At 61.9% G+C, this 11487-nt stretch carries 9 protein-coding genes; 4 read left to right on the top strand and 5 right to left on the bottom strand.

Translation table 11 applies throughout. The features are described from left to right. Positions 1–43: 43 nt before the first annotated feature. Genes AC13C2_RS16275 through AC13C2_RS16260 form a run of 4 tightly spaced genes read right to left on the bottom strand, consistent with a single transcriptional unit; the run spans position 44 to position 4459 of the window. A complete protein-coding gene (locus AC13C2_RS16275; protein WP_482887451.1) occupies positions 44–1153 on the bottom strand; it encodes a glycosyltransferase family 4 protein in 1110 nt (369 codons plus the stop codon). Between the two features lie 53 nt (positions 1154–1206). After that, on the bottom strand, positions 1207–2280 hold the full coding sequence (locus AC13C2_RS16270; RefSeq protein ID WP_482887450.1) for an EpsG family protein: 1074 nt from the start codon (positions 2278–2280) through the stop codon (positions 1207–1209). Next, positions 2277–3341, bottom strand: a complete 1065-nt coding sequence (locus tag AC13C2_RS16265; RefSeq protein WP_482887449.1) for a glycosyltransferase family 4 protein — start codon at positions 3339–3341, stop codon at positions 2277–2279. Before AC13C2_RS16265 ends, AC13C2_RS16270 begins: the two co-directional genes overlap by 4 nt. Next, on the bottom strand, positions 3338–4459 hold the full coding sequence (locus AC13C2_RS16260) for a glycosyltransferase (RefSeq protein ID WP_482887448.1): 1122 nt from the start codon (positions 4457–4459) through the stop codon (positions 3338–3340). The genes AC13C2_RS16265 and AC13C2_RS16260 overlap by 4 nt, the downstream gene beginning before the upstream one ends. A gap of 374 nt (positions 4460–4833) precedes the next feature. Here AC13C2_RS16260 and AC13C2_RS16255 point away from each other — a divergent pair, with 374 nt between their 5' ends. Next, on the top strand, positions 4834–5862 hold the full coding sequence (locus AC13C2_RS16255) for an NAD-dependent epimerase/dehydratase family protein (RefSeq protein WP_482887447.1): 1029 nt from the start codon (positions 4834–4836) through the stop codon (positions 5860–5862). Between the two features lie 4 nt (positions 5863–5866). On the opposite strand, the gene AC13C2_RS16250 is transcribed toward AC13C2_RS16255, so the two are convergent. Further along, positions 5867–6637 (bottom strand): metallophosphoesterase family protein, encoded by a 771-nt coding sequence (locus AC13C2_RS16250; RefSeq protein ID WP_482887446.1) that lies wholly within the window; start codon positions 6635–6637, stop codon positions 5867–5869. A 127-nt stretch (positions 6638–6764) separates the two neighbouring features. On the opposite strand from AC13C2_RS16250, the gene AC13C2_RS16245 reads away from it, so the two are divergent. The 3 genes from AC13C2_RS16245 (at position 6765) to AC13C2_RS16235 (ending at position 11405) form a co-directional block, all read left to right on the top strand. Then, on the top strand, positions 6765–8876 hold the full coding sequence (locus AC13C2_RS16245) for a GumC family protein (RefSeq protein WP_482887445.1): 2112 nt from the start codon (positions 6765–6767) through the stop codon (positions 8874–8876). 223 nt (positions 8877–9099) lie between these two features. Continuing rightward, positions 9100–10455: a homogentisate 1,2-dioxygenase gene (gene hmgA, locus AC13C2_RS16240; RefSeq protein WP_482887444.1), complete on the top strand. Its 1356-nt coding sequence runs from the start codon at positions 9100–9102 to the stop codon at positions 10453–10455. A gap of 74 nt (positions 10456–10529) precedes the next feature. After that, positions 10530–11405, top strand: coding sequence for a fumarylacetoacetate hydrolase family protein (locus tag AC13C2_RS16235; protein ID WP_482887443.1), 876 nt, complete (start codon positions 10530–10532; stop codon positions 11403–11405). Positions 11406–11487: the final 82 nt, after the last annotated feature.

Below are 11487 nucleotides of genomic sequence, written 5' to 3'. Positions count from 1 at the left end.
CAACGACTTGCCGTAACGGCAGCGCCCCTGTCCCGGGCTTGCCTCAATCCTCTGACAGATCGGCGAGTTCGCGGCGATAGGCGGCAATTACCAGCCTTTCGTCAAAGAACTGCTCCGCCCGGCGACGCGCGGCATTTCCCATATCGATACGCGCCGGAGGACCGATGCCGATCATCTCGGTCATAGCGCGCGCCAGGTCGTTCGGATCGCGCACCCGGCAGAGAAGCCCGGTTTGGCCCGGCACGATCGCGTCGCGACATCCGGGATGGTCCGTCGTGATGATCGGACGCCCGATCGCCGCCGCTTCAAGCAGGCTGCGGGGCAGGCCCTCGGCATAGTAGCTGGGAAGGACAATGCAATCCGCATCCGCAAGGTAGGGCCGCACGTCCGCAACATGGGCGATAAACTCCAGCCCATCTATCCTGCGCCAGCTTTCCAGATCCCGCGCGGCGACCATTCCCGCATCGCGGTCGTCGAATGCGCCCAGAACCGTGACATGCGCTTCAACGTCCCAGCGCCGCATGATCCGCACTGCTTCCACCAGATCGGCAACGCCCTTGTCGCGCAGCAACCGCGCGATCATGAGAAAGCGAACCTGCGCACGCGATGGCGCGAACGGAGCCTGCGCAAACCTGACCAGATCGACACCCGATCCGGGAAGCGACTTGATCTGTCCCGCGGTCAAAAAGCCCCCGTCGAGCAGAAGTTCCGCATCGTTCGCATTCTGCACAAAAACCGGAGCGACACCCTTCAAACCCCTTTTATAGAGCCTTCCCGCCACCCAGCCCAGCATTGACCCCTGTCTGGCAAAGGCGGTTCCCAGTCCTGTTACATTCGGAACAACGGGAATTCCCAACGGGCGGGCCGCCAGCGCCCCATAGAGGTTGTTCTTGATCGTCCAGCTGAGCACCACGTCCGGGGCCAGCCGCCGAAATGCCAGCCGCATTCGCCAGATCAGCGCAATCTCCGACAGGGGATTCAGACCCCTGGCGTCCATCTTCAGCGGCACGACCCTGCATCCCATGGCGGCAATTTCGCCGTCATGGATCGACGGCGGAACCAGCGCGACAAGCTCGTGCCCGTCGGCCAGCAGGGCCGCGATCAAACCGGCGCGGAAGTTCACAAGATTGAAGCCCGTATTTGCGGTCAGCACGATCCGCAGGGGGCCGCGCGGTCCGCAAGAAGGGCTACGGTGGGTCGGGTCGGTCACAACGGAAACCTCTGAACATCGGGATATCCCCCGATCCAGGTCTGATAGGGGACGAAACATTGTTCGAAGTGATCGGAGGTCGCCATCCAGACGACGAAAAGCGCGAGCAGCGCGACCCAGGGCACGGTCGCCAGAACCCTGCGGCTGTCGCGGATCGGAAGATACGGAATGCGCGCAAAGATCACAGCCTGGACCGGAACCAGATAATAGGCGAGCCGATCCGCGATAACCGTCGAGACGGGAAGGATCGCGACCATTGCCATCATCCCGAGACTTCCGATCAGGACCAAGTCGTAATCCTTCGGCCAGGCCCGCTTCCACGCCGAGCGCAGGAACAGGCGAAAGGCCAGCCCAGACAGAACGATGAACATGACGCGGAAGATCGCACCCTGTGCCACAAGGTCCGTATCGACATAGCGCGCGGTCGCGATCGCGACTGCTTCGCCGGACCACAGGAAAACGATGCCGGGAATGGCCAGCAGTGCCGCCATTGCCAGTCTTGTCCAATTGTAACGGCCCCCGACCAACGGCAGAAGAAGCGCGAAGATCAGGGCGCTTTGGTGGAACAGGCTGGCCAGTCCGACCCAGATGCCGAAGCGGACGACCCTGCGGTCCATCATCGCCGTGAATGCAACGCAGACCAGACCGATCGCGATGGCCTGTCGCAGCGCGCCCATCGACATATTCACCACGAGGACCGGGTACAGGAATGCAAGAAAGGCGAACGGATCGGGTTGCCGTCTGGCCAGCGCGTGAACGCCGGCAAAGAAGATGATCGCGGTGGCGACGTTGACGAACGGGTAGGGCAGGCCGGCCGCCCCGATCGCCTCGATCATCAGCCACCAACCCGGATCCCGCCGAACGATAGACCGATCATAGGAGGGGCTGCCGACAATCTCGAAATGGTTGAGGTATCCGGACCAGTCGCAACCGACTTCGAAGCGGAACGCCACGAACAGGAACATCGCCGCCATGATGATCCAATAGAGCTGATCGCGCAGCCGGTGATACGGCGCAATCCCCCAGCGCAGCAGCATCAAGGCCACAAAAGGCAAAAGATAGACAATCACCCTGCCGCCCCGCGCAGCAGCGCCGCGACCCGGGGTGCCCAGACCTGCAGGGAATAGGAACGCTCCACCTTGGCGCGCCCCGCGGCCCCCATCCGCGCACGCAGGGCCGGATCGTCCAGCAGCGTGGTCAATGCGTCGCGCCAGTCCTTTGCGGTCCTGGCCAGGAAGCCGTTCACCCCATGTTCGACGATCTCGGTGTTCACGCCCGTGGGCGATGCCACGACCGGTCGTCCGCAAGCCATGTACTGGATCAGCTTGTACCCGCATTTCCCGCGCGACCACGGGCTGTCGTCCAGCGGCATGATGCCCACATCCATGCCGCGGATCGCCTCGACCTCCGTATCTTCGGACCACGGCAGATACTCGATGCCGTCCTCGATCTCTGACGTGCCGCGCGCCCCGATGGCCCGGAACAGGCCGCCACGCGGGATCACGACGTCCACGATCAGACGTTGCATCGGCGCGGCATGATCTGCCCATGTCATCGGCGTCCCGACCCAGCCCACGCGCAGGCCACCGTCCGGCGGGGGCAATGGGCTGGCCGGATAGCGCGACAAATCGGCGACTGTCGGCACGACCTCGACCCGACCTGCCCCGGCGGTCCTTGCGCGGTCAGCGATATAGGGATTGCCCGCCATGACGATGCGCGATGCAGCCATCACCCCGTCGATCTTGCCACCCAGAAGCCCACGCACAGACGCGCGGCGATGGCGGTCATAGCGGTGAAAGACGGCATCGTCATGGTCCGATACTACCGGCACATCCCGCGGCCATGCCGGACGCTCCAAAAGCCATGGAAGCCAAGGCAAAGCCTCTTTTTCCAGCCAGATCACATCGGCAGAGCCAGCGGCGCGCAAATCCGCCAGACGGGTTCGGATATATCGACCCAGATGCGCTTTGCGCGACCCACCGCCATAGAGAGCCGAAATATAGGTTGCATCGAAGAACGGGCGGGTCGAAACCTGAAACCCTTCGGCTTCGAGAAACGGGACGTATTGAGCGGTTCGCAATCGCGATGACGCGGCGACGGCGTCGTATCGCGACAGGATCACGAGCTTCACGATGCAGACCCCAGAATCGTATCGTAAAGACTTGCGTAGGCCCGCGTCCCATCCTCCAGCGAGAACAGCGTCTCGGCCGTGGCACGGGCGCGGTCGGGCAGGTCGGGGTCATGGCGCAGGGCCGACAGATCGGACAGCGCGGCGCGCGCCGCATCCATGGTACAATCCGCCATCAGCACGCCGACACGATGACCGGTTACGATGTCCGCGACATTGCCGACGCCCGCGTTCGCAATCACCGGGCGGCCCGTGGCGAGGATTTCCGCCAATCGCGTAGGAGAAGACCCCAGTCTGGCCGGTCCGGTGGCGTAGAACATCGCCGAGGCGTGGTGGCCAGCGATCCGCGCCGCCACGTCTTCCGGCGGCACCGACACGATTGTCAGTCGCGCGGTCGGTACATTGGGCAGGCCTGCGCGAACGACATCGGAGTCGTCGCGAGTTACGACCTCGAATAGGGCAGTGGGGTCATCGGACGCCGCTGCCGCGAACAGCGCATCGAGCCAATCCAGACGAAACCAGCCGGACGTGACCGACCCGACGCAACCGAACACCATCGGCGCGTCGGGTGGCGGGCGCATCGGGAACCTGTCCAGATCGGCACATGTCGGGATCACGACAATGCGTTGGCGGGCAAGCTCGGACGGATAGATGCCTTGCAGGTGTGAAACTGCCGCGTCGGTCAGGGATACCACGCCCGCGGCATCGCGAAGGCACAGCCGTTCCATACGTCGCAGAACCCGTTCCATCGGCGACCCGGCCGTCAGGCGACCCGCTTCGATCATCTCGTCCAGCCAGAGCGCGCGCATGTCGAATACGAACGGAACGCGGGTCCGCCGCCACAGGGCCCGGGCAATGGCCGCAGGAATATAGGACCGGGCGTGGATCAGGGCGATAGGCTTCTGCCGCATGATCCTCATCGCAACTTTGAACATCGTCGCGAAATTTCGGGCCGCGCCAATCCTGCCTGCCCGGAACCTCTGCGGTCGCCAGTCGATGCCATGCGCCGCGCAATCGGCCCGCAGTGCGGCCATGTGGGATGCATCATCGGCATCGTCGATCTTTTCGGCAGTCAGAAGCGTGATATCATGGTTACGCGACAGCCCGCGCAGATAGCTCATGACCTGACTCTGACCCAACGGATCCGCCAGCCCGGTGCGCGTCAGATAGAGTATGCCGGGACGCTTCACAGGTCTGCGCGCGCGCCAAACCAGCGGCTCGGCGCTTTCGCACTTCGGCAGGCACCCAGAAACCGTCGCACCGTGTGGACCTCTCTCCTTCGTCAATCGGAGCGACTGCGGATCGACCCGCACCCGATGCGACACCGACATCGCCTTGCATGAAGGTCGTTGAACTTCAACGGCATCGCAAGTCCATCTCTCCGGCAAAGGAGAATACAGTCACACTTCATCGCTCCCCGGAGCCATCAAGCATTGGGTTTACCGGGGTCATCGCTTAGGAAACTCGGGATCGACAGCCAGCCCGAGGCCGACCCATGACCGACAAAGACCCCCGCACCATTTTTGTGACCGGCACCGCCGGGTTCATCGGTTTCCATCTTGCACGGCACCTGCTGGACGAAGGTTTCACTGTGGTCGGCTTCGACGGGATGACCGATTACTACGACGTCGCTCTTAAACGTCGCCGCCATCAGATGCTGCTCCAGACTCCGGGCTTTCGTGCCGTCGAGGGGCGGCTGGAGGATTTCGACCTGCTGAAGCGCACCATGACCGAGGCCGCGCCCGACGTTATCGTTCACTTGGCCGCGCAGGCGGGCGTCCGCTACAGCCTGGAAAATCCCCGGTCCTATGTCGAAGCCAATCTGGTCGGCACATTCAACGTGATGGAATGCGCCCGCGAACTGGCGGTCGATCATTTGCTGATGGCCTCCACCTCTTCGGTCTACGGGGCGAACACGCAGATGCCGTTCACCGAAGACCAGAAGACCGATGCGCCCCTGACACTTTATGCCGCGACCAAGAAAGCGAACGAGCACATGGCGCATTCATATGCGCACCTGTGGAAAATTCCGACGACGATGTTCCGCTTCTTCACTGTCTACGGTCCCTGGGGCAGGCCCGATCTGGCGCTTTATAAATTCGCGAAGGCGGCCTTTGCCGGAGAGGCGATCGACGTCTACAACCACGGCCGCATGTCGCGCGACTTCACCTATATCGACGATCTGGTTCGTGGCATCCGTCTGCTGATCGATACGCCGCCGGTGGAGCCCGCCGACCCGTCCGACATCGCGCCGGGCGATACGCTCAGCCCGGTGGCGCCTTACCGCGTCGTAAACATCGGCAACGGCGAACAGGTGCAACTGATGGAATTCATCACCGCACTGGAAGCCGAGCTGGGCTTCGAGATCAGGAAGAACATGATGGAAATGCAGAAGGGCGATGTTCCCGGAACCTGGGCCAGTTCGGATTTGTTGGAGAGTCTGACTGGTTATCGTCCCGACACGCCCGTTCGCGCCGGTATAGCGAAATTCGTCGCTTGGTATCGCGACTACCACGGCGTGTAATACGTCAGGTCAGGGTCCTGAAGGTCCCTTCTTCCAGAACACCTACGGTCAGAAGACCCGAAAAATGCGCGCCGGTATCAAGCGCGATGCGCCCGTCGGCTATTTCCGGAACGTCGACGACCGTATGTCCGTGCGCCACCCAGATGCCATCGCGCCGTGGTGTGGTTCTGAAGTCGGGATGGCCCCAGATCATCGTTGTGTCCGCCTGCCCGGACACGGCCAGGCGCGGGTCCAGTGCGGCATGAACGCAAACCAGATTACCTGACCGCCACAGCAACGGCAGGTTCGACAGCCAGATCTCCAGACCCGCGGGCAGCGCGGCGCGCAGGTCTGCTGCTGCAGATCCCAGAGCGTCAGGATCGGATATGTCGGTATCTTCGATGCCGAAACTGGCCATCGTCGTCAGGCCGCCATTGTGCAACCAGAGACGTCCGCAGGATACCGGATCGGCAAGAAAATCCAGCATCATCCGTTCGTGATTTCCCATCAGCGTGACGACCGGGGTCGGGCTGGTCTCCTGCAAAGCTCTGAGCTTTTCAAGAACCTGGGCCGACTGCGCGCCTCGGTCTACGTAATCGCCCAGAAACACCAGGGCCGAGGGCCCATCATATCCAGCCAGATCGCCGTCGATCCGGGCCAGTGCCGACATCAGCAGATCGTGCCGACCGTGAATATCGCCCACGGCGTAAACGCGGACATCGGGCTGTAATGGCGCAGAGAATTGCGGTCCCCTGCGACGCACCGCAAGTCGGTCAATAAGATACCTGACGATCATCTATGTCCCCTGCACTGCACTCTGATGCTCGGGCAATCCGGCAAGAGAATGCAAGCACCGCGCGTTGATGCGCAAGGGATGCTGTGCCATGCCTGACCGACGCCATCCTGCAGGACGATGCACTTCCATGACAGCTCAGACCCCGATTTCCACCGCTACTCTGCCATCGCGGGACGATGAGGTCGATTTGGTAAGTATCCTGAAACTGCTCTGGCGGGGGCGGTGGTGGATCGTCGGGGCGACCACGATCTCGCTGTCCCTCGGTGCGATCTATGCGTTTTGGATTGCGGTCCCGGTCTACACTGCCTCCTCCACCGTCGCTCTGGACAGTCGCGAAGGCAATGTCATCGAGTTCGAAAGCGTCGTGTCCGGCCTCTCGTCGGATATCTCCACGATCAATACCGAGATCGAAGTCATGCGATCGCGCGACCTGATCGGGAAACTGGTGCGCGATCTGAACCTGACAGCCGACCCCGAGTTCAACCGCGCCCTGCGCCCGCCCACATTTTCACTGCGCGACTGGCTCGCGGACCTTGCCGGGGCGGGGTCCGAGCGTTCTCCCGCCATTGCAACTGACCAACAGATTCTCGACCGGGCGATCAACGCCGTACTGGCAGCAACATCAGTGACAAACCTGCGCAATAGTCTCGTATTTCAGGTCACTGCCCGGACCGAAAACGCGGTGAAATCAGCACAGATCGCGAACCTGTTGGCCGAGATCTATATTCGGGATCAGATCGAGGTAAAGTTCGACGCCACTGCGCAGGCCACCCTATGGCTGGGGCAACGGGTGGCCGATCTGGGCCTGGAATTGCAAGTGGCGCAATCGGATCTGCAGGCCTTCACGGCCAGCGCCGACCTTGTCACCCCAGCCGAAGTCGCGGGCCTGAATCGACAGATTTCGGACATACGATCCCGACTTGCCTCGACGCGCGCCCAGATCGACACCGACGTCGGCCGGGCCGATATGCTGGCTGACGCGCTGGCGGCGGAAGACTGGCCCCGGCTGGCCAGCCTGACCGGGGACCGCATACTCGACCGTTTACTGGCGCTGCCCGACGATGACAGCAAGGCTACGGCATTGCGCGCACGCGGCGAACAGCTGGCCAACATCGCCACCCGGTCCGAAAGGCGCGGAACGGCCCAGATCGCTGCGCTGACCACATCGCTGGCGGAGTTGGAGGCGCAGATCAACGCCCAGTCCGAGGGGCTTGTCGAATTCCAGGGGTTGGAACGGAAGGTGGAGCAGGCCCGTGTCCTGTTTGAATATTTCCAGAACCGCCTGCGCGAAACGACCGTGCAGCAGGGCATCCAGCAGGCCGATGCCCGTCTTCTGTCCCGCGCTGTCGTGCCAGGCGAGCCGTCCGAGCCGCGCAGGCCGGTCATTCTGGCGCTTGCTGCAATGCTGGGACTGATGGCGGGTGCCGGTGGTGTTCTGCTGCGCGAGGTGCGCAACACCGGCGTCCAGTCGGCCAACGATCTGGAGGCACTGACCGGTATCGTCGTCATGGGTCAATTGCCGATGATTGGCACAAAATCCAGCCGGGAGATGATCGAATACCTGTCACAGAAACCGAATTCCCGGTTGGCCGAGTCTTTTCGCAACCTGCGCACTTCTGTGATGCTTTCGAACCTTGATCGACCGCCGCAGATCATCATGTCTACCTCATCCCTGCCGAACGAGGGGAAGACGACACAATCCTTGGCGCTGGCGCAAAACTTCGCAGGTATGGGCAAGTCGATCCTGCTAATCGAGTGCGACATCCGCCGCCGGGTTTTCGGATCGGAACTGGGGTTCAGGGACGAGATTGGCCTGCTCTCTGTCCTGTCGGGCGAGGTCATGCTGGCAGATGCGGTGCAGCGCGATCCTCAGTTGGGCGCAGTTGACGTTCTGGTCGGCGACAGTGGCACATCGAATCCCGTCGACATATTTTCGTCAGACACCTTTCGGGCGTTCCTGACGGACGCGCGCACTGTCTACGATATCATCATCATCGACACGCCCCCCGTGCTGGCCGTGCCGGACAGCCGCGTCATCGCACAGCATGCGGACGCCATTCTCTATGCGGTGAAGTGGAATTCGACACCCCGAACAGCGGTGCGCGAAGGGATGCGCCTGCTCGAAACGGTGAATGCCAGGATTTCTGGGCTTGTGCTGACCCAGGTCGATGTCAAGCGGATGGAGCGGTCCGGATACGGCGCATACGGCCAGTATGACAAAGGCTACTATTCCGACTGACGCGCGGCCTGACTGCCAAGAACATCACCGGCAATCCCGATCAGACATTGATACAGTGGCGCAAACGTTTTGTGTCGCAGACTGTTCCGCAAAGACGCGACCACGTTTGTCACAGGACAAGGCCGACAAGCCATCGCCGCAGGATCAGGCGGCGGGTCACAGTCGATTCCAACAGTTGTCAGTTACAAAACCAATAAATACCCTGTGGCAAAGGGAGATCATCATGACCGAATATCCCAAGCCCCGAACCCTGCGAGCCGGGCCGGTCGATAGGACCCGCTCCTATATGCCCGGCTTCAGCAACGATTTCGAGACCGAGGCCCTGCCCGGTGCGCTGCCGCAGGGGCGCAACAGCCCGCAAAAAGCGAACTACGGCTTGTACGGAGAACAACTGTCCGGAACCGCCTTCACCGCGCCCAGCCACCAGAACGAGCGGACGTGGTGCTATCGCATCCGCCCGTCGGTCAAGCACACGCATCGGTTTGCCAAGATCGACCTGCCATACTGGAAATCCGCCCCTCTGGTCGATCCCGATATCGTCAGTCTGGGGCAATATCGCTGGGACCCTGTGCCCCATGCCGACACACCGCTAACCTGGCTGACGGGCATGCGGACGATGACGACGGCTGGCGATGTGAACACGCAGGTCGGCATGGCGAGCCATATTTATCTGGTGACCGAATCGATGGTCGACGCTTATTTCTATTCGGCGGACTCCGAACTGCTGGTCGTACCGCAGGAAGGACGCCTTCGCTTCTGCACAGAGTTGGGCGTGATCGACCTGGAGCCGCAGGAAATCGCCATCCTGCCACGCGGTCTGGTCTATCGCGTCGAAGTGCTGGACGGCCCGGCGCGCGGATTCGTCTGCGAAAACTATGGCCAGAAATTCGCCCTGCCGGGGCGCGGGCCCATCGGCGCCAACTGCATGGCGAACCGGCGTGACTTCAAGACGCCCGTTGCGGCCTTCGAGGATTGCGACGCGCCCAGCACCGTCACGGTAAAATGGGCCGGCCAGTTTCATGAAACGGAGATCGGGCATTCGCCGCTGGACGTCGTTGCGTGGCACGGCAACTATGCGCCCTGTAAATACGACCTGCGAACCTATTGCCCGATCGGCGCGGTACTGTTCGACCACCCGGACCCGTCGATCTTCACCGTGCTGACCGCGCCATCCGGCATCGAGGGGACGGCCAATATCGACTTCGTCCTGTTTCGCGACCGCTGGATGGTGGCAGAAGATACCTTCCGCCCGCCATGGTACCACAAGAACGTCATGTCAGAACTGATGGGCAATATCTTCGGCATATACGATGCGAAGCCCAGGGGCTTCGTCCCCGGCGGCATGTCGCTGCACAACATGATGCTGCCGCACGGGCCGGACAAAGCCGCGTTTGAGGGGGCATCGAATGCGGACCTGAAGGCGGAGAAGCTGGAAAATACGATGTCCTTCATGTTCGAGACACGCTTTCCACAGCATCTGACGCCCTTCGCCGCACAGGAAGCGCCATTGCAGGACGACTACATCGATTGCTGGGCCGATCTGGAGAAGAAGTTCGATGGCACACCGGGGGTCAAATGATCCTCGCGTCCTATCCCATGCGACGGGACGGGCAATTACGGATCGTTTCGCCAGACCGAAAGACCAGCACCCGGATGAAGCGGCATTCTTTCATCGAGATGATGGAGTACGGTATTGACGAGCCGGATGGCCCGCCGGAGCCGTTCGATATTGCCCGTTGCACCGCCCCCCTGCCCCGCGCGCATCAGTTTCTCGACGGATCGGCCTACGTCAATCACGTCGAACTTGTCCGAAAGGCGCGCGGTGCGCCGATGCCCGCTAGGTTCTGGACTGATCCGCTGATGTATCAGGGCTGTTCCGATCCTTTTCTCGGACCGATGTCCCCGATTGTCGGCGATCCGGCTTGGGGTATCGACTTCGAAGCCGAAGTGGCGGTCATCGTGGCCGACGTCGACATGGGGGCGACAGTGGATGAGGCGCGTCAGGCGATCCGGTGGGTGATGCTTTTGAACGACGTCTCCCTGCGAAACCTGATCCCAGACGAACTGGCCAAGGGATTCGGCTTCGTTCAGTCCAAACCGCCCTCTGCCCTTGCCCCGCTGGCCAGAAGTGTCGACGACGTGACAGGATGGGACGGTGACCGCCTTCATGCCACGATGTGCGTCGATCTGAACGGTATGCCATTCGGGCGAACCGATGCCGGACAGGACATGACATTTGGCTTCCCGCAACTGATTGCCCACGCCGCCAGAACCCGACCGCTGCGTGCGGGCACAGTGATCGGCTCCGGCACGGTCTCGAACAAGCTTGATGACGGGCCGGCGCGAACCGTCACTCAGGGCGGTGTCGGCTATTCCTGCATTGCCGAGCACCGGATGATCGAAACCATCGAAACCGGCGCGCCGGTCACACCCTTCCTGCAACCCGGCGATGACGTCCAGATCTGGATGGAAGACGCATTTGGCAATGACCTGTTCGGGCGCATTTCACAAAAAGTCCAGATGCCCTGAGCCGACCTTCCGCCACGACCGGGAACTGGACCGAGAAGAAGATCGCGTCGATCAAATCGGTCCCGATCTATAGGCGTTCACC

Source organism: Jannaschia sp. L-14R (assembly GCF_056857695.1).
The sequence above is the reverse complement of the archived record's forward strand: the minus strand, read 5'-3'. Positions and strand labels throughout refer to the sequence as shown.